Source organism: Bacteroides caccae, assembly GCF_002222615.2.
In the GTDB taxonomy this organism is placed as follows: domain Bacteria; phylum Bacteroidota; class Bacteroidia; order Bacteroidales; family Bacteroidaceae; genus Bacteroides; species Bacteroides caccae.
Map to the genome: position 1 here is coordinate 1,286,739 of NZ_CP022412.2, position 20,564 is coordinate 1,307,302.

General features: G+C 42.3%; 14 protein-coding genes. 7 read left to right on the top strand and 7 right to left on the bottom strand.

Annotated features, from left to right (window positions below):
* Positions 1-295 precede the first annotated feature (295 nt).
* Complete coding sequence (locus CGC64_RS05000) at positions 296-1,363, bottom strand: M20 family metallo-hydrolase (RefSeq protein WP_005679311.1); 1,068 nt, start codon at positions 1,361-1,363, stop codon at positions 296-298.
* A gap of 108 nt (positions 1,364-1,471) precedes the next feature.
* Between CGC64_RS05000 and CGC64_RS05005 the strand changes: the two genes are divergently transcribed.
* The 6 genes from CGC64_RS05005 (at position 1,472) to CGC64_RS05025 (ending at position 7,790) form a co-directional block, all read left to right on the top strand.
* The gene (locus tag CGC64_RS05005; protein WP_005679312.1) at positions 1,472-3,277 is read left to right on the top strand and encodes an AMP-dependent synthetase/ligase; all 1,806 of its coding nucleotides are present in this window, start codon (positions 1,472-1,474) and stop codon (positions 3,275-3,277) included.
* A 64-nt stretch (positions 3,278-3,341) separates the two neighbouring features.
* Positions 3,342-4,458 (top strand): peptide chain release factor 2 gene (prfB, locus tag CGC64_RS05010; protein ID WP_122118086.1). Its coding sequence is split into 2 segments (ribosomal slippage): positions 3,342-3,404 and positions 3,406-4,458, totalling 1,116 coding nucleotides; the frame shifts between segments, so codons are not numbered across the junction.
* A gap of 84 nt (positions 4,459-4,542) precedes the next feature.
* Positions 4,543-4,677 (top strand): hypothetical protein, encoded by a 135-nt coding sequence (locus CGC64_RS19230; RefSeq protein WP_005679316.1) that lies wholly within the window; start codon positions 4,543-4,545, stop codon positions 4,675-4,677.
* Between the two features lie 222 nt (positions 4,678-4,899).
* A complete protein-coding gene (locus CGC64_RS05015; protein ID WP_005679317.1) occupies positions 4,900-5,952 on the top strand; it encodes a porin in 1,053 nt (350 codons plus the stop codon).
* Between the two features lie 22 nt (positions 5,953-5,974).
* On the top strand, positions 5,975-6,442 hold the full coding sequence (locus CGC64_RS05020) for a CYTH domain-containing protein (RefSeq protein ID WP_005679318.1): 468 nt from the start codon (positions 5,975-5,977) through the stop codon (positions 6,440-6,442).
* Positions 6,443-6,497: 55 nt separating this feature from the next.
* Entirely contained in the window at positions 6,498-7,790 is a 1,293-nt protein-coding gene (locus tag CGC64_RS05025; RefSeq protein ID WP_032855522.1) for an MgtC/SapB family protein, read from the top strand.
* Positions 7,791-7,898: 108 nt separating this feature from the next.
* Here CGC64_RS05025 and CGC64_RS05030 read toward each other — a convergent pair whose 3' ends face one another.
* The 6 genes from CGC64_RS05030 to CGC64_RS05055 form a co-directional block, all read right to left on the bottom strand.
* The gene (locus tag CGC64_RS05030; protein ID WP_005682003.1) at positions 7,899-9,554 is read right to left on the bottom strand and encodes an IS1182 family transposase; all 1,656 of its coding nucleotides are present in this window, start codon (positions 9,552-9,554) and stop codon (positions 7,899-7,901) included.
* Between the two features lie 140 nt (positions 9,555-9,694).
* Positions 9,695-10,693, bottom strand: a complete 999-nt coding sequence (locus CGC64_RS05035; RefSeq protein WP_032855523.1) for a DUF5689 domain-containing protein — start codon at positions 10,691-10,693, stop codon at positions 9,695-9,697.
* Between the two features lie 25 nt (positions 10,694-10,718).
* Positions 10,719-13,463, bottom strand: coding sequence for a carboxypeptidase-like regulatory domain-containing protein (locus CGC64_RS05040; RefSeq protein ID WP_005679322.1), 2,745 nt, complete (start codon positions 13,461-13,463; stop codon positions 10,719-10,721).
* A 13-nt stretch (positions 13,464-13,476) separates the two neighbouring features.
* Complete coding sequence (locus CGC64_RS05045) at positions 13,477-14,511, bottom strand: endonuclease/exonuclease/phosphatase family protein (RefSeq protein WP_005682257.1); 1,035 nt, start codon at positions 14,509-14,511, stop codon at positions 13,477-13,479.
* A gap of 11 nt (positions 14,512-14,522) precedes the next feature.
* Positions 14,523-15,719, bottom strand: coding sequence for a DNA/RNA non-specific endonuclease (locus CGC64_RS05050; protein WP_005679324.1), 1,197 nt, complete (start codon positions 15,717-15,719; stop codon positions 14,523-14,525).
* Between the two features lie 81 nt (positions 15,720-15,800).
* Entirely contained in the window at positions 15,801-18,512 is a 2,712-nt protein-coding gene (locus CGC64_RS05055; protein ID WP_005679325.1) for a DUF5689 domain-containing protein, read from the bottom strand.
* A gap of 416 nt (positions 18,513-18,928) precedes the next feature.
* On the opposite strand from CGC64_RS05055, the gene CGC64_RS05060 reads away from it, so the two are divergent.
* Positions 18,929-20,491, top strand: coding sequence for an ATP-binding protein (locus CGC64_RS05060; RefSeq protein ID WP_005679326.1), 1,563 nt, complete (start codon positions 18,929-18,931; stop codon positions 20,489-20,491).
* Positions 20,492-20,564 lie beyond the last annotated feature (73 nt).

Genomic DNA, 20,564 nt, shown 5'->3' on the forward strand with positions numbered 1-20,564 from the left:
GGAAACTCCTTACAGTAGTTAAGCTGTAAGAACCTTGGTATAAACTAAAGGCTGCGAATCTTTGTAGGGTTTGCAGCCTTTTTTGTTGTTAAAAATCACAGGAATAACCTTTGTCTTGGATTTGAGAGTTTATAATAAACTTAGATACCGTTATTAATAAACCCCTCAAAAGTTTATTAATAACATGGAACACGTTTGTGCAAGAAACGTTCGCTTTTTTCTTCTTTATATGCGAGATTGAATACGCCCGATAGGATATTTTTATAGAAAGTAATTTGTATATACATTGATGTAACTAAATCAGAAGCCCATCCAATAACTCCAGATAAATTCCGACAGCTTCTTCGATCTCTTTCAGCATGATATATTCCTCTGCTGTATGCGAACGTGAAGAGCGTCCCGGACCGATCTTTACCGAAGGGAAGGACATTAATGCCTGATCGGACAGAGTTGGAGAACCGAAAGGAACACGGCCAAGCTTTACTGCTTTCTGAACAAACGGATGTTTTTCATCAATTTGTGAAGAGTTGAGGCGGTATGAACGCGCTTTGGCGTCACAGGAAATATGTTTTTTGATTTCCGCAAACAGTTCTTCGTTTGAGTAAAGTTCGTTGCTCCGGATGTCGACAACGAAAGAACATTTGTCGGGAATGACATTGTGTTGAGTACCTGCATTAATCACCGTGACGCTCATCTTCACCGGACCTAGTAGCGGAGATTCCTTTTCAAAACGATAGTCACGGAACCAGGCGATGTCATCCAATACTTTGTAGATAGCATTGTCTCCCTCATTGCGTGCCGCGTGTCCGGCTTTACCTGTTGCAGTGACGTCTAACACCATTAAGCCTTTTTCGGCAATGGCGGGCTGCATCTCCGTCGGTTCGCCCACTATGGCGAATGAGACAGGAGGAAGTCCCGGCAATACACTTTCAATTCCGTCCTTACCTGAAACTTCTTCTTCGCACGAGGCAAGATAGATGAGGTTGTATTTCTGCGAAGTGCGACATAGTTGCAGGAACACCTGTAATAACGAAACAACGCTGGCGCCGGCATCGTTGCTGCCCAGCCCGTACAATTTGCCATTTTCTTCGCGGGGAGTGAACGGATCCTTTCTCCAACCGTTGACAGGTTTTACGGTGTCAATGTGAGAGTTAAGCAGGATAGTGGGCTTTTTCAAATCGAACATCGGACTGAGGCACCACACATTATTTCCCTTGCGTCCGGTCTGCATACCTGCCATTTCAATATAGTTTTGCAGAAAATCCGCAGCTTGGGTTTCTTCCCGGCTGATGGAAGGGATGCTAATCAGTGATTTAAGCAGGCTTACAGCCTCTGTTGTCATATAGGAAATATCATATTTCATAGTCAAATCTTTTATCTATATCTTAATCTTTGCACAAAGATAGTCGTTTTGAGCAATAGTTTCAAATAAAACTAATACCTTTGTACCATATTTACTAATACAAAGAGTATGACTTATCATCATTTATCTGTCCTGGTCCATCGTCAGGCCGAAAAATATGGCGACAAGGTAGCCTTAAAATACCGCGACTATGAGACAGCTCAATGGATTCCTATTTCGTGGAATCAGTTCTCGGGAACTGTACGACAAGCAGCTAATGCTTTCGTGGCGTTGGGAGTGGAAGAACAAGAGAATATCGGTATATTTTCACAGAATAAGCCCGAATGGTTCTATGTTGACTTTGGTGCATTTGCCAATCGCGCTGTTACCATTCCGTTTTATGCGACCAGTTCGCCTGCGCAAGCGCAATACATCATCAATGATGCGCAGATTCGTTACCTTTTTGTGGGGGAACAGTTTCAATATGATGCTGCTTTCAGCATTTTCGGTTTCTGTTCTTCCCTGCAACAACTGATTATCTTTGACCGTTCGGTGGTGAAAGACCCTCGGGATGTATCTTCTATCTACTTTGATGAATTTATGGCAATGGGGGAGGGACTCCCGCATAATGATACGGTGGAAGCACGTACGGAACGCGCTTCTTACGATGATTTGGCGAATATCCTTTATACGTCCGGAACAACGGGCGAACCGAAAGGGGTCATGCTGCATCATTCCTGCTATCTGGAACAGTTCCATACACATGACGACCGCCTGACGACAATGTCGGATAAGGATGTATCCATGAACTTCCTGCCACTGACGCACGTATTCGAGAAAGCGTGGTGTTACCTTTGTATTCATAAAGGCGTGCAGATTTGTATCAATCTTCGTCCGGCAGATATTCAGACGACTATCAAGGAGATCCGGCCGACGTTGATGTGCAGTGTTCCCCGTTTCTGGGAAAAGGTATATGCAGGCGTACAGGAGAAGATCAATGAGACAACCGGTTTAAAGAAGGCGTTGATGCTGGATGCTATCAAAGTGGGTAGAATCCATAATCTGGATTATCTGCGCCGGGGGAAAACACCTCCGGTGATGAATCAGCTGAAATATAAGTTCTACGAAAAAACGATCTATTCTTTACTGAAGAAGACGATCGGCATTGAGAATGGAAACTTTTTCCCGACTGCCGGTGCTGCCGTTCCCGATGAGATCAATGAATTTGTTCATTCGGTAGGCATCAATATGGTGGTTGGATACGGCTTGACGGAATCTACGGCTACTGTATCCTGTACGTTGCCAGTGGGCTATGATATCGGTTCGGTGGGTGTTGTACTGCCGGGAGTTGAAGTGAAGATAGGCGAAGACAATGAAATACTGCTTCGTGGTAAGACGATCACGAAAGGATATTATAAGAAAACGGAAGCCACTGCTGCCGCTATTGACCCCGACGGCTGGTTCCACACGGGGGATGCAGGTTACTTTAAGAATGGACAGCTTTTCCTGACGGAACGTATCAAAGACCTGTTCAAAACATCGAACGGCAAATATATCGCTCCGCAAGCGTTGGAAACAAAACTGGTGATTGACCGTTATATCGATCAGATTGCTATTATTGCCGATCAGCGTAAGTTTGTTTCTGCCCTTATTGTTCCTGTGTATGGATACGTGAAGGAATATGCTAAGGAGAAAGGCATTGAGTATAAAGATATGGCCGAACTGCTGCAACATCCGAAGATTGTCGGTCTTTTCCGTGCCCGGATAGAAACGTTGCAACAGCAGTTTGCTCATTACGAGCAAATCAAGCGCTTCACTCTGCTTCCCGAACCATTCAGCATGGAACGTGGCGAACTGACCAACACGCTGAAATTGAAACGGGCGGTTGTAGCGCAGAATTATAGCGAGTTGATTGAAAAGATGTATGAGGAGTAAGCAGGCTTTTTCGTATCTTTGTCGCCGGATTTGAAAAAATATAACTAATAAAATTGTAAATCAGATGATTACTATTGAACAACTTAAAGACGTGAAAGAGCGCACAGATGCGCTGAGGAGGTATCTTTGACATCGACGGGAAGAAAATTCAAGTCGAAGAAGAGCAATTAAGGACACAAGCTCCGGGATTCTGGGACGACCAGAAACGGGCGGAAGCTCAAATGAAGTTGGTAAAGGATCTGCAGAAGTGGATTAGCGGTTATAATGAAGTGAAGACACTGGCAGACGAGCTGGAACTGGCATTTGATTTCTATAAAGAAGAACTGGTGACAGAGGAAGATGTAGATGCCGCTTATGCGAAAGCCAGTGAGGCGGTGGAAGCACTTGAACTCAAGAATATGCTTCGTGACGAAGCCGACCAGATGGATTGTGTGTTGAAAATCAATTCCGGTGCCGGTGGTACGGAAAGTCAGGACTGGGCATCCATGTTGATGCGTATGTATCTGCGCTATGCCGAGACAAATGGTTATAAGGCTACGATTGCCAACCTTCAGGAAGGTGATGAGGCGGGAATCAAAACTTGTACGATCAATATCGAAGGAGATTTTGCTTACGGTTATCTGAAAGGTGAGAACGGCGTGCATCGGTTGGTTCGTGTCTCTCCGTACAATGCACAAGGTAAGCGTATGACTTCTTTTGCTTCCGTATTTGTGACTCCGCTGGTAGACGACAGTATCGAGGTGAATATAGAAACAGCACGTATTTCCTGGGATACATTCCGAAGCGGTGGTGCCGGTGGTCAGAATGTGAACAAGGTAGAATCCGGTGTCCGTTTGCGTTATCAGTATAAAGACCCTTATACGGGCGAAGAAGAGGAAATCCTGATTGAGAATACCGAAACCCGCGACCAGCCGAAGAACCGTGAAAATGCAATGCGTCAGTTACGCTCTATCTTGTATGATAAGGAATTGCAGCATCGTATGGCGGAACAGGCAAAGGTGGAAGCCGGTAAGATGAAGATCGAATGGGGGTCACAAATCCGAAGCTATGTATTTGATGACCGCCGTGTAAAGGATCATCGTACCAACTATCAGACTTCGGATGTGAACGGAGTAATGGACGGTAAGATCGATGGCTTTATCAAGGCTTACCTGATGGAGTTTTCTTCGCAGGAATCATAAAAAACAAAATTAGCAAGTGTTATTTTTGGAAAGTTAAAAGATTTGTTCTTACTTTGTTAGTGTTGAACTTTAAAACTAACTATTATGGGTAAGGCTAAGAAAAAAACAGCGATTAGTAAGAAGGAAGAACAACAAGCCCAAAAGGTAGTCAAAATAGTGTTCGTCTCATTAATTATTTTGGCATTGGTAATGTTGGTTGCATTCTCCTTTTTCGGTTGATTGATTCACTACAGATTACATAGATTGCACAAGGGGCACGAAAAGAAGGTCTGCCCGGACGGTGAAAATCATGTGATCTGTGGTGAATTCTTGTTTTGTAACGCTTTTGTAACCCCTGTAATATTAATGTAACTTTTCTGTAATTCTTCCGTAGCCGGTTTGTCATTCCGGTGTATCTTCACAGTTGTACTTTTGCTGCGAATATAGTAGCAAACAACTGAAATGAGTAGAATTACAACAACCGTCGTTACACTTTTACTAACGACAGCAGCCTTTGGACAGGCCAAGGATGATGCCGGAGATGGCAAGAAACTGGATAAGCAGACAATGGAGATAAAGGATTATCTGCCGGAAATCCACGGAACGATCCGGGGTAAATATGAATATCAGACAGAAACAGGCGAAAGCCGTTTTGAGGTACGCAATGCCCGTTTCAGTGTTTCGGGAAATGTACATCCGCTGGTTGCTTATAAGGCAGAAATCGACCTTTCCGATGAAGGCTCTATCAAAATGCTTGATGCGTACGCACGTGTCTTTCCGGTGAAAGACCTGAATTTTACAATTGGGCAGATGCGTGTTCCTTTCACGATAGATGCACACCGTTCACCGCACCAACAGTATTTCGCTAACCGTTCATTTATTGCCAAGCAGGTGGGTAATGTGCGTGATGTCGGACTTACTTCTGCCTATAGGCATAAAGGAGATTTCCCGTTTATTCTGGAAGGTGGACTGTTCAACGGTTCCGGTTTGACAAACCAGAAAGAATGGCACAAAACACTGAATTATTCTATAAAGGCGCAGTTACTGCCCGGCAAGAACTGGAATGTGACACTTAGCACTCAAATGATAAAACCGGAAGATGTACGAATCAATATGTATGATGCCGGTATCTATTATCAGAACAATCGTTTCCATATTGAGGCGGAATACCTGTATAAAATGTATGGGCATAATGCGTTTAAAGATGTTCATGCAGTTAACAGCTTTGTCAATTATGACTTGCCGCTGAAGAAGGTTTTTAATAAAATATCTTTCCTGGCCCGTTATGATATGATGACGGACCATAGCAATGGTACGATTGATGAGACAACAAGAACGTTGATTATAAATGACTATGCCCGTCACCGTGTGACAGGCGGGATTACGCTTAGTCTCTCCAAGGCTTTTATTGCCGATCTCCGTCTGAACTTCGAGAAGTACTTCTACAAGAAATCGGGTATCCCTAAAGAGTCGGAACGGGATAAAATCGTCATTGAGTTTATGACGAGATTTTAAGGAATTTCATTACTTTTGTGCCATGGCACAAGAAATAGAACGAAAGTTTTTAGTCTCCGGTGAGTTTAAATCTCTGGCAACCTCGCATAGCCGGATTGTACAAGGGTATATCAGCAGTGCTCGCGGGAGGACTGTACGGGTCCGTATTCGTGACGATAAGGGGTATCTTACCATTAAAGGAGCTTCCAATGCTTCCGGAACCAGCCGTTATGAATGGGAGAAGGAGCTTCCTTTGGAGGAAGCGGAAGAACTGATGAAACTTTGTGAACCCGGTATCATTGATAAGACCCGTTACTTGGTACGAAGCGGTAAGCATGTATTCGAAGTTGACGAGTTTTATGGTGAGAATGAAGGACTTGTCGTGGCGGAAGTCGAACTGGAATCGGAAGAGGAATCTTTTGTGAAACCGGACTTCATCGGTAAGGAAGTGACCGGAGATGTGCGTTACTACAACTCCCAACTAATGAAAAAACCGTATAAAACGTGGTGAACGTTAACAAATAAACCGTATATTTGTTCCTATTCTAAAAGAGCAATGTATGGATATGGAACAGTTGTACAACTATCTGCCGCGGGAATTGGTCACTTTCGTTCTGGTGACCTTGTTTTCTTTACTAATCGGGCTTTCGCAGCGCCGAATCAGTTTGAAGCGTGAGGGTGAAACTACCCTTTTCGGGACCGACCGTACATTTACTTTTATCGGAATCTTGGGGTATCTGCTCTATATACTCGACCCTACCGATATGCGTCTGTTTATGGGAGGCGGTGCAGTGTTGGGAGTGTTGTTGGGGCTGAACTATTACGTCAAGCAGTCTCAGTTTCATGTTTTTGGTGTTACTACCATTATTATTGCGTTGATTACCTATTGCATGGCTCCTATCGTAGCCACTCAACCTTCCTGGTTTTACGTCATGGTGATTGTGACGGTACTTCTTTTGACCGAACTGAAACATACGTTTACCGAATTTGCTCAGCGTATGAAGAATGATGAAATGATTACGCTGGCGAAATTCCTTGCTATCAGTGGTATCATATTGCCTATGTTGCCGAACAAGAACCTGATTCCTGATATCAATCTTACTCCTTATTCCATTTGGCTGGCAACGGTTGTGGTATCCGGCATCTCGTATCTGTCTTATCTGCTGAAAAGATATGTATTCCATGAGTCAGGCACTTTGGTATCCGGCATTATCGGAGGGCTGTATAGCAGTACGGCTACGATCTCGGTACTTGCCCGTAAAAGTCGGAAAGCGTCGGAGCAGGAAGCTACCGACTATGTTGCCGCCATGCTGTTTGCTGTCAGTATGATGTTCCTGCGTTTTATGATACTGATACTGATTTTTAGCCGGGAGATTTTCCAGTCTATTTATCCGTACTTGCTGATTATGTCGGTGATAGCTGCGGCTGTAGGGTGGTTTATTCATTCCCGGCAGAAACGTCCTAAAGATTCGGATGCCGAACCGGAAGACGATGATAGCAGTAACCCGCTGGAATTTAAGGTTGCCCTAATCTTTGCCGTATTATTTGTAATCTTTACTGTGCTGACTCATTATACGTTAGTCTATGCAGGTACAGGTGGATTGAATCTGCTTTCTTTTGTATCCGGCTTTAGTGATATTACTCCTTTTATCTTGAACTTGTTGCAAAATACCGGTAGCGTTGCCGCACTGATTATTACTGCTTGCAGTATGCAGGCTATCATCAGTAATATAATGGTGAATATGTTCTATGCTTTGTTCTTCGCCGGGAAGGGAAGCAAGCTCCGTCCTTGGATTTTAGGGGGATTCGGGGTAGTGATTGCCTGTAATTTTGTGTTGTTGCTGTTCTTCTATCTTTAAGAAAGATACTTACGGTAGTACGGAATAATAAAATGAAAAAGAAGGTGTGTCGTAATACACGATGCGCCTTCTTTTTTTTCATTGACTATAAAAATCGGTTCATTTTCTTTAAGCTGCGATATTTTGAGGATTTCTTTGGTTTATGTGTTCGCAACATCTAAATAGAGCAACTGTAAGCTCATAAAACGGTCTAATCAGCCAATCCATACCTTCTTTAGTCATTTTTGCACACATCTTTTTTATATTGAAGGCAATGGCAAAGAAGGAAAAGTCCATGAAGACCTTATCCTTTCCAAAATGGCGGAAACGTTTGTAATTCATATTGTTTTTCATTTGTCCGAACACGGCTTCCGGTTCTATGCATCTCTGTCCTCTGTGTTTCAGTCCTTCCTCTGAGCAGAGCAACTCTTTGGCTTTTTGCTTGTATTTTCTGAGTCTGTGATTCAACTCTATCGTTCTGTTCCCCTTTGCTTTAAAACATCGGCATCTTAGCGGACAGCCTTCACATCTGATGGCTCTGTACGTGGCATTTTCGCTGACATATCCGGATGCTGTTTTCACATGTCTAGTCCCTATCCTTTGCATCTTCTGTCCCATGGGGCAGATACAAAAGTCTTGTTCTTCATTGTAGTAGAAGTTTTCCGCCCTGAACGGGTCCGGTTTGAATCTCGGCCGCTGTTCCATGTGGAAGTAGTTGTATTTGACGTAGCCCGCCATACCGTTTTCTGACATGAAGCGGTAATTCTCCTCAGAACCGTAGCCGGAATCGGCCACCACCGTATGGGCCAACCTGTCATATCTGCTTGAGAAGGATTGCAGGAAAGGTATCATGGTCAGTGTATCCGTAGGGTTCGGAAAGAGTGCAAAATCGGTAATGAACTGGTTCTCGGTGCCGATCTGGAGGTTGTAACCGGGCTTTGTCTGGCCGTTACGCATGGCATCCTCCTTCATTCTCATGAAAGTAGCGTCCTTGTCCGTTTTGGAATAGGAGTTCCTGTCCTGTAGCGTGTTCAGACGGTTGTCGTATTCCTGCAGCTTGTCCCTGTGTTCTTCCAGTTCCTTCAGCTGTTTGCGTTTCTTTTTCAACGCAGTCTTTTCCTCTTTCGTGGAGGGCTCAGGAACCTGTTCAAGTGCTTTCCGCAATTCTCCAGCCATCTCAGTCAGCATGGCCGGAGTGAACTCAATCTCCTCATTGCTTTCCGATGAGTTCTCCTGGGCGATGACATCGTCTATCTGCCCTAACAGGACATGTATCTTCTTCATCAGGCGTTCACAGTTCCGCTCAACCGTTTTTCGCCAGACGAAAGTATACTTATTGGCTTTGGACTCAATCTTTGTCCCGTCAATGTATTCCACATTCAGCCTGATGAAGCCTTTGGAAGAGAGAAGGAGTACGGTTTGGGTAAATACCTCGTTGATTTCCTTTTTCACCCGGTTGCGGAAACGGTTGATGGTAATGAAATCAGGTTTCTCATATCCGGCAAGCCAGATATAATGGATGTCACGATGAAGGAGCTTTTCAATTTTCCGGCAGGAATAGACGTTGTTCATATAGGCATAGAGAATGACCTTGAGCATCATCCTGGGATGGTAAGGGCTGCGGCCGCATTCCTTATACAACTTCCTGAAACTTTCAAGGTTCAGGCTCTCAACCAGAGCGTCAACCATCCGAACTGGATCATGCTCTGCAATATCCTCGTCAATTCTTTGAGGAAAAAGCACTGTTTGGTTGGAATTATAAGGACGAAAATGTATCTTTGTCATAGTGAAAATCTTATGCCTAAAGATACAAAATCTTTAGGTAATAACAAAGCCCCAGCTTGTGAAAGTCGGGGCTTTGTGCTTAAAAAAAAGAAGGTGCGCATTTTGACACACCTCCTTTGGGTTTAATGTGTATCTTATACTTAGAAATTAATGTCATTAAAACTGTTCACCAGTAACTGGTAAGTGATGAAACCGCCTGAACTGGAAGAGTATTTTGTATAAATGGCTGTTATATCTCCCGTTGCACCGGCTTCGGGCAATGGTTGTAGGGCGAAGTTTGAATATCCGCTTACACGTACAATGTAGTTACCCTTATCTTCGGTGGTTGTACCGCCATAAGAGAACCATGCCGAACCATAATAACGTTGGTTATTATAGCTATATGCATACGTGGGTGTTAATCCTTCGGATATATAAGACTTGCTAGTGTATGTAGCCTCGGTTTTACCATTCTCATAAATAGCCTCCAGATAGGAAGGATAGAAGTTGTTACCGGATGTACCTTCTTTATAGGTTAATCCTTCGAAACGAACCAGGCGTCCCAGCGCATCGTCGTTGAGTACTGTTTCATAGTTGCTTGGAGTAATAACTAAAACATCATTCTCCGTCAGTTCTCCCATAGCACCCGGGCAGATATGTTCGTTTATCAACAGTTGGTTTTCCAGATTGCGGTTTGCATAGTTTTTCTCAATATCCGCTTCCGTAGGCGGCATACCGAGACTAATCATATACCGGTAGTTGCCGAGAGCCATTCCTTTGGTCTTCACATAAATAGTCTGTCCCATGTGATAATACACATAGTTGCTGACCATTAGCTTTAGTTCGATGCCGGATTGGGAAGTCTCGTCATAGATATAAAGAGATTTATAAACGTTCCCGGCCTGGTCGCTTGATATTACTTTACCACGGATTACATAATCCTCTGTGATTTCTACATATTTGCCAAGTCCGGCAGTTGATCCCGGAGCATATTTGGCATAATATATATCTTTCAACTGTTTGATTGTAATGATTTGGTCTTTGTTGAAATCTGCCTCTGTCCAGACTTTAGCCGGTGCAGGATCATCAAAGTCATTGTAGCAACCGGTAAAACTGAGTACAGCAGCTACAACCATACATATTTTTAATAATTTGCTCATAGTTCTCATTTTTATTCGTTACAGATTAGAAGCGGAAATAAAGATTCAGATAGTAAGTCGAACCAAACATATAGAAATATTTGGAGTCAAATGGCTGATAAGTCTGGTAGCTTGTATCTTTGTTCTTCAACAAACGAACCTGTTCGTAACCACCGGTCTTGATGTCCTGGTCGTTGAGAAGATTCTTCATTTCCAGGCTGAATCCAAGAGTGTACTGGCGCTTGATAAACCAGTTCTTACCAATGCTGGCATTTACTACATAGGCAGAGTTGAATTTCTCTTGGCTACGGAGTTCTGCAACATCTTCTTTTGTCATACCCGGAGTCAATACCGCATCTGTACGATACAGCGGACTCATGGATATGTACATATTGCTGTAATAATTCAAATCCAGTGAAGCATAGATATTCTTGGGACCACGATAAGACAAACCGATATTCATTGCTTTCTGCGGAGTACTTTCTACGCGGAAGTTTTTCCAGTATACCTTACCTTCGTTTTTGATCTCACCACTATTATCCTGTATCTGAACGTAGTTGGGATTCGAATCGTATGTATATTGTCCCCAGCTAAGTGCACCGTTCAGGTAGAATCCGGCGTCGAGCGGAATAGAAGCAGCAACCTCCACGCCAAAATGACGTTTGTCAATACCGCTCATCGCAAAGTTGGAGAAAGTGGCTTCTACGTCGTCATAGTAAGAAAGAACCTTGTTCTGATTCATAAACTTGGTATAATAGCCGGATACACGTGCCCTAAGTTCTCCTAAACGGAAATTATAGGAACCGTCTACACCGAATACTTTTTCTGCGGAAAGTCCCGGAGTAACGGCGTTACGTGTACGCGGTGATACAAATGCGGACTGAAATTCCGGCGAATCTTGCATATACATGATATTAGCCTCGATAGAGTGCGCTGCCGAGAATTTATAGCTGAAGTTGGCTTTTAATTTATAAGTCAGATAATTAAGTTTCTTAGAGTCGCCTTGAGAGTCATCCAGGAACAAACCTTTCTTCCATAACCCGTGACGCCATAAAGAAGCATGACCGATCTCGCCGCCCAGGTTGACACCCAGTTTGCCGAAACTCATTTCATACTGAGCCCATGCGCGTGCGTTGAGTACATTTCCGTAATAATCATATCCGTATTTATCTCCTTTTTTGGCAGCGCGTGCATGACCGTATTTTTCATAATATTCCATGTCGTTCTGATAAGGAATCGGATTTAATCCGCCCATGTCACGTTCGGCAAATTTGTCGATGTCTACCCAGTAATCGCCACCGAGCAGGTCCTTCACTTCGCTATAATACTCCGTACGGTTACGGCGTAAATTTACTCCTCCATTTATTCTGGAATTATTGCGGAACGTATGAGAGAACTGTGTATAGAAGTTCCAGTCCAACTGGTCGGTATGGCGTTCTTCTATCATATTGATAGAACGGTGTCCCGGACCATACGTTGCATTTTCTTCCTGATTACGGTTGATGTCATACAGTTGTCCCCAATTAATGTGCCGGATATTATCCGTATTGGCACGCCATGCTTCATCTAACCAGGCACCGTAAGTAGTCCCGTTAGAGTAGCTGGGCAAATATCTGTAATAGTCGGGGCGTGGGTCGGGACCGGCATACCAGGTAAGTGCCGAATAACCGTTCTCTCCGAAGCGTACGGAAGTAGCCACGTTCAGTTGTGAACGGTCGTTGATGTCATAAGTGTAATTCAATACAGCGATAGGCTCGTGATAATTACGTACACGTGCATTACGGCGTTTACCGCTTTGCCAACCCCAGTTCGGGTTGTAATAGTTGTTTCCGACTAGATCATACACTTCCTGAGTGGCAGCTTGTTGAGTACCTCTTTCTGTCGGAGCACCTAATACGCTCAAAGCCAAACGGTGTTGGTCGTTGAATTGTTTTTCTACGGCAGCGAAATATCCGAATGCATTGTAATATACACCACGAGCGTAAGAGTTACCTCCCTGTCGGGTTGAAACGGAGAAGGCGTATGACCAACCATTATCTTGCAGTCCTGAGGCATACGTCACCATACCACGGAAACGGTATGTTGAGTTGCCATTTACAAGACTGGCACGGAATCCTTTACGCATTTGTGAAGGACGCGTATTGATGTTGGTTGTACCGCCGAGGCTACCAATACCCATTTCTCCCATATTCAATCCTGAAGTAACTTCCTGATTACGGGTAGCGTCGTTTAACCCGCTCCATAATGACCAAGGAGAATATCCGGTCAGTGCATCATTGAACAGGATACCGTTCAAGTATACATCAGTATAGCGTGAGTCGTATCCGCGAAGGTTGAAACGCATCTCGCTGAATTTGTAGGAAGCGATGTTGTTGAATACATCTTTGGATGCCGACAGTGATGAAGGCAATGATTGGGCATCGTCCAAAGTCTCCGTATCAAATTCTGCAAAAATAGCATCGTCCACAGTAGGAGATTGATTGTCGGGTACTAACACTACATTGTTAATGTCCCTTATCAGTTTGTCTACTCGGACCGCAATGGACAATGGCTCATATTCTGCCGCTTCAAAAGCCAGTGAATATTCACCTTTATTCAAATTCTCAAATATGAAGTTACCTTTTTCGTCAGTTGTCGTTGTGACGTTGCCCGGTGTTAAAGTGACTTTCACACCGTCAATAGCCGTACGCGTGGCACGTGATACGACTTTACCCTTGATTCCGCCGTTCTGTGCAGCGACAGTCAGCGAAATCAAAGATAATACCATGATTAGAAAACTCTTTATTTTCATAAGTATTTCAGTTTTATTTGCTTATATAGATATATACAGGGAAATGGTCGCTGAATCCACCTTGGAAATTATTTCCGACATAGGTACGTAGTGGATACCCCTTGTATTGTCCCTCTTTTTGTATCATATAATGTTGTTTGAAGATATTGCCGTAGAATTTTGATCCGGGAGCTTTTTGTATTTTCAGTTTTCCGGTAGATCCTTTGGCAAGATTTTCAGATATAACAATATTATCAAATATGTTCCACGCATCACCGTAAGCTAATGTACCGTAACCGGCTTTCAGCATATCGGCATACGGGGCGTATAAATCACCGGCAGACAAATCTTTCATTTTTAATTTGGCTCCTAACCCTTCGGTTATACTTTTATCTGTCGGATCATCATTGAAGTCACCCATCATCACTATTTTAGTTGCCGGGTTGGCCTGCAGTACAGAGTCTGCGATGCTGCGCATCTGGCGTCCAACCGCAATACGTTTGAACTCTGAAACATCTTTTCCTCCCAGGCGAGAGGGCCAGTGAGCTACCATAAAGAAGAACGGTTCGTCTTCTATGGTTCCCCACATAGTCAGGATATCGCGAGTCTTGAAGTCCGGCAATGAAGGAATGACGGTCTTTACAGGATATTGCCCTTCCAATTTGAATACATCCGGACGGTAGAGGAAAGCTACGTCTACTCCACGGGCTTCGGGTGAATCGAAATGTGAGATCCGATAATTACCCGGTGCCAGCTTGGGGGTAGCTACAATGTCTTCCAGTACGTTCCGGTTTTCTACTTCCGATACCCCGATAACGATTGGATACTCTTTGTCGATAGCTGCCATACCGAACAATACTCGTTCGATATTGCCAAGCTTTTTATTATACTTGGCTGTATTCCATTTTTTTGGTCCTTCGGGGGTAAACTCGTCATCTTTAACTTCGGGATCATTGATCGTATCGAAGAAGTTTTCGAGATTATAGAATACCACTTTGTATGGTTTCTGACCAAAACAAACGGAAATCAGCAGTACAAAGAATATGGTGCAAAATAATTGTTTCTTCATAAGCTTGTATCTCATTTTATTCCCCATTGGGCGAGATCTTTCTGTTGCTTCACAGAACTATCTACTTTGGGGAAGAATGTAAAACCTGTTTTTTCTTCAATATCAGCTACTGTTGTGCAAATACTTTTCGGTATAGAATTTCCATAGCCTTTTTGTTCTACCCAGAAACCAATAGATATTAATTCGTTGGGTGAGCAATCCTGCACCTTTTTATTCGTAGAACCGCTTTTTGTGCGTAGCAGTACTTTGAAATAGTTTGTAGGAACGGGTACGGAACTACCTACGCCGTCTGTGGTTGTAGTTGCTCCGGGGCCGAAATAAGCTCCGGTCACTACATACAATGTATCACTACAACTGTAACTGCGGACTTTACCCTCAAGAGTCGCCCACATCTGTTGGTTCAGGGAACCAAGCTGTGGTGTCATATTCGACATATAGAATGTCTGTGCATTCATTTCATCTGTACACACACGGTCGGCAGATGCTATCTGATGGCCACGGTCATAACTACTTTTATAAGAATGCTCTACACAATTTGCCTGGAAACTTTGAGGAACAATAGGGTCGAAAGCCCAACGATTGGTACGTTCTACATTCTTTCTTAAGTAGGCGTCATGTATCGGATATGCTACCCATAAAGCGGCTTTCTTAGTTTTATCGAAACAAATCGAATAGTTACGAATTGTTTGATTGTTTAAGAGCCCATAGTGAGTAACATATTGATAGTTAGTGTTTTCTACTTTAGTAGGTAGCTCAGCCCATGAGTTAAACGCCGGCAGATTCTCTTGGGATTCTGCTAGCTGTACCAGATCAAAAGTCTTTTGAGCATTCTCTGCAAAACGCAACGTTAGTTGTGCTCTTCGTTGAGTTTTTCCAGAATTGGTCTTATAATATACGTATAGTACATTAAGTCCATCTGCTATCTGTCCACTTTTGGTCGTTATATTATAATCTTTACTACTGAAAGAACACCATTCTGTTCCTTCGGTCACTTCTGCGTGCCATTCCGTACCGGTTTTACCGGATAGAATGATTGCTGATGATCCGGAAACTGATTTCACGGTCGAAGATATTTTCCAATATGCTTCTCCGTCTTCGGTCGGGGATACCGGGTCGTCGTTATTGCTACACGCAAATGCACACAGTATCAGCACCGTAAAGAATACGGACTTTATTGCTGCTGCGTAGTATTTGGGGGGTGATGTCATTTGAATTTTACTTAATAGTCATTTGGGTAAACTCATGGAAGGGCTATTTAGCCTTTCCATGAGAATATTATTAGAAAAAAATTATTCGTAAATAAGTACTAACTTAACGAATTGAGCATTTTTTGCATTCCCGACATAAATTCTATATTTGGTATTAACAGCCGTTTCTGATAAATTATATGTGTAATCCATTCCTGATTCCTGATTCCATAAAACAGCTGCTCCACCTACCACATCTACATTTGATTCATCTGCGATTCCTACTGTTACAGCTTTAGAAGCATTGGAACGGGTTGTTGCAGTAACCTTTACTAACTTTTTATCTGTAATGGCTGGTAATTCTATATAAGCTCCTTTTTGTCCAATAATTGTGTAATAATCGCTACCAGATTTTGCTCTATAATATCCATTACCGGATGAACCTGCAAATGTATATTCATAGCTTCCAAAAGTATAAGTTTTGGTATCAACAAGCTTAGAGGTTGGAAAATCAGCGGGGTAATTCTCTGCTTTTGTTAAATCCAAACTGATAATAGTCTCATTTCCTGAAGGCTTACCGGCAACGGTGATTGGTACTTCTACTTCATTTCCACCAACTAATGAAATCGTCAAAGTTTGAGAATTTGTAGTAGCATTAGGATTAGGGTTGGCTTTAACAGTGATTTTTGTTCCTTCAACTGTTGCTGATACTATGTCACCTGTTAATCCACTGAGTTTAAAAGTTGGAGACTCTGAATTTGCTACAGTAACATCAATTTCTTTAGTACCACCTTCAGCGGGGAAACTTAATGATGTAGGAGTTACTGACGTTATTGTCGGTCCTGTTGCTTCGAACTCTTTAACATCTTCCAAATTACGAGGTAGAAGTTGTGCACTAGTTTTATAGGCAGCAGCTATACCTGTAAGTGAACCGTTTTCTTTAGCTATATATGCTACATTATTAAAGCTACTTGCACCTTTATTTATATATACAGTTAAATCACTTCCGTTAGCCTTGAAAGTATGAGTCGAAGCCTTATCGACCTCTGTTTTCCAAATGCCTGCCGTTTCAATAGTTACATTTTCTATTTTTACAGGCATACAAGCAAAGTCTAGAAGTTTATCTACGGTAATAGTAACAGGCTGAACATTATTGCCGGAAGATATCTTTTCAACTTCTGCAGCATCGAAGCCACTGATTTGTGGAGCACTGTTATATACTTGCATTTTCGCACTCTCTTTGCGCAGTGTAACTTTTATCTCATCACCGAGAGAATAAGTCTCAGGCTTGATAGTCGTATTGTAAAGAGTAAGTGCATTGCCGGCGGTAGTAGCACCTTTGGTCATTACGTATAATGTACCATATGAGCAGTTTTGTGCTTCCGGGTCGCCACAGATAATACCTTGAATTATATAGTCATTATCAATAGGAGTTGCTTCTGTCGTTGCTTTTATCTTCGTAACCAGATCTGCAATGCTTATAGCTTCCGGAGCACTAGCAGTGAAGGTTTCTACAGAACCGTAAATATCTCCGGTTGAAGTTGTTGCGTATGCACGAACTGCATATTGGCTTCCACTTGTGAGTCCTGTTACTGCTACTGCCCAAGGAGAAACTTTTTCTTGAGCTTTTGTCTTAGCTACATTTGCCCAATCAATATTTGTAACATCTCCGGTGTATTCTATATATTGTACACCGACTTCTGTTGCAGAAGCAACGTCCATGTTAACGACTGAACCGCCAAGAGTTGCAGATGTGCCATTTACTTGAGTTGCTTCGGCAGTAGAAACAGCAGGATCAGTATTTCCTAAATCAATTTCTTGTCCGCCATTGCCGGTGGATAGAGTGATATCATCAAGACGGAAAGAAGAACTTTCTGATGATGCTGTAAACTTAATATATATGTTGTTGATTCCTTGCTTTAAAGTAAAGTTGGCAGTTGCGAGGATCCAATATGGATTATTAGCATCTCCATTATTCTTGGTATATGCAAGTGGAACCCATTCTGTTCCATTGGAACTTAAAGCAACTTTAAACTTTTCTATATTAAAAGTATTATCCCATTCTCCCCCTTCAGGCTTGTAAGAGTAATTACCTCCAAATGTCAGTTTAAGATTTGTTTGGTCAGTAGTAAGTCTTATTTTACTAATTTGGAAGATGCCTGTTTTTGTGAAAAGAGCAACATTTGGTCCGGAAGCTCCTTCGTATGCGTCTATGTTACTTTTACCTGTGTTGCGGATGCTAACTCCTTCTCCTAAATAAGTAACATCTACTACTCCTTCTCCTGTTTTATTCCAATCATTATAATCTGCAACATCAGGATTACTACTAACATCTCCTGTTCCGAATGTCTCATTGTAAATAACAACAGCAGGAACAACATTTCCGCTTCTAATCGTAACTTCCTCTTTCATCAGCACTCCTACCTTGTTAGAAATCTGAATCAGGACTTTCGCTTCGTCTGTAATACCTTCGGGGATACTCACCTGAACTTTGTCAGAACCGTCACCTTCCATTTTGGAAAGTGTCACCCAGGTTTTATCGTCCAGTACAGTTGCTGTCCAGTGGCGGTTTGCTGAAATTTCAAAATAAGATTGACTTCCCTCTACCGGGGTTCCGTCGGTATCAAATACTAACGTTTTTGGAGAAACCTCCAAACGTGGAGCTTCAGTGTCGTCGTTATCGTCAACGCAACCTGCAAATAATGCTGTAGCCATTACAAACATCGTCGTAACGAACAGTTTGAGAAAAGTTAGATTTTTCATTAGCGTTTTTAAATAAATAGTTAATATTTCTTGTGAATTGTTTGTTATCATACGTTTCGATTTAAGTAATTAGCAAACAAAGATATTTTATTTTACGAAACTAACAAAGCTTTGTGCCACTATTTTTGTGTTACAATAAGGTTAAATTTGAGTTACAGCTTTACAAGTTGATACTGTTAAGGAGTGTAACAGTATGTAGGGGTTAATAAAAAATAAAAAATAAATAGGAAGGTTTGTAATAATACTAAAAAGAATAACTGCTTGTTACAACTCCGTAGGAATATAAATGTGTGCTTATGTAAAATAATAGCAATGGTTCGGGTATTGTTATGAGATAATAGTCGGGTGTCCTTTCTGTCTTATGGTTGTAAATGCCGATAAGATTTGAGAAAATGTATAGTACTGTTTGATGTTTGTCTTTTAATACCTATATTTGTCTATATTTCATTTTAGAGAGGATAGGCATTATGAATAATACTTTTAGAATATACCCGATAGGGATACAGAATTTTGAAGACTTGCGTAATAATAACAACGTATACGTTGACAAGACGGAGTTGATATATCGGTTGGCTAATACCAATAAGGTTTATTTTTTAAGTCGTCCCCGCCGCTTCGGGAAAAGTTTGCTGGTTTCCACTTTGGACGCTTATTTTCGGGGAAGAAAAGACTTGTTCCAAGGATTGGCAATGGAACGTTTGGAGAAAGAATGGAATGTCTATCCGGTGCTGCACATAGATTTCAGCATGACGAAATATACCACTATGGCTGATCTGAACGAACGTTTGAATCTTCAACTTTGTGAGTGGGAGCGAATTTATGGGAACGCTCCGGAAGAGGAGGGCTATGCAGCCCGTTTTTCTGGGATAATAAAAAGAGCATACCAGCAAACCGGTTTGCAGGTAGTAGTGCTTATTGACGAATATGATGCACCTTTATTAGACAGTAACCATTTGCCGGAACTGCAAAATGAATTACGTGAAGAAATGCGGAAATTCTTTAGTCCTTTAAAGGCACAAGGAGAATATCTTCGTTTCCTTTTCTTGACGGGAATCAGCAAATTCAGTCAAATGAGTATTTTCAGTGAACTGAATAATTTGCAGAATATCAGCATGCGGGATGATTATAGCGCAATTTGTGGTATTACCGAGCAGGAATTACGTACGCAACTGAAAGCAGATATTGAGATGATGGCACAGGCTAATGGCGAAACCTATGAGGAGGCCTGTTTGCACTTGAAACAGCAGTATGACGGGTATCATTTTAGCAAAAAGTGTGAAGACGTTTATAATCCATTTAGTTTGTTTAATGCATTTGCTCAAAAGAGCTATGAGAATTTCTGGTTTTCTACCGGAACACCTACTTTCTTGATAAACATATTACAGCAGAGTAATTTCGATATCCGAGAATTGGATGGGACTACGGCTACTGCCGAACAGTTTGATGCTCCTACAAGTGTTATCACTGATCCTCTCCCTGTGCTTTATCAAAGTGGCTATCTTACTATCAAGGGCTACGATTCGGAATTCCAACTTTATACTTTGGCTTATCCCAACAAAGAAGTGCGGAAAGGATTTATCGAGTCTCTTATGCCCGCCTACGTACATTTGCCGGCACGTGAAAATACGTTTTATGTGGTTTCTTTTATCAAAGACTTGCGTGCCGGAAAACTGGTTGAATGTCTGGAGAGAATAAGGGCTTTCTTCGCTTCGATTCCCAATGATCTGGAGAATAAGCAGGAAAAACATTATCAGACTATCTTCTATCTTTTATTCCGCTTGATGGGCCAATACGTGGATGTGGAAGTAAAAAGTGCTATCGGACGGGCTGACGTAGTTGTAAAATTACATGATGCTATTTATGTCTTTGAGTTCAAGGTAGATGGTACACCGGAAGAAGCGTTGGAACAAATAAACAGTAAAGGATATGCTATACCTTATCAGCCGGATCATCGAAGTGTTGTAAAGATAGGAGTCAACTTCGACAGTACGACAAGAACTATCGGAGACTGGGTTATTGCTGAAGAATAGTGACTGTTGGGCACTGTTCGCAATTCCTATTGATTTTTCCAATTCCTCTTTCAACCTATCACCACCCTTCTGA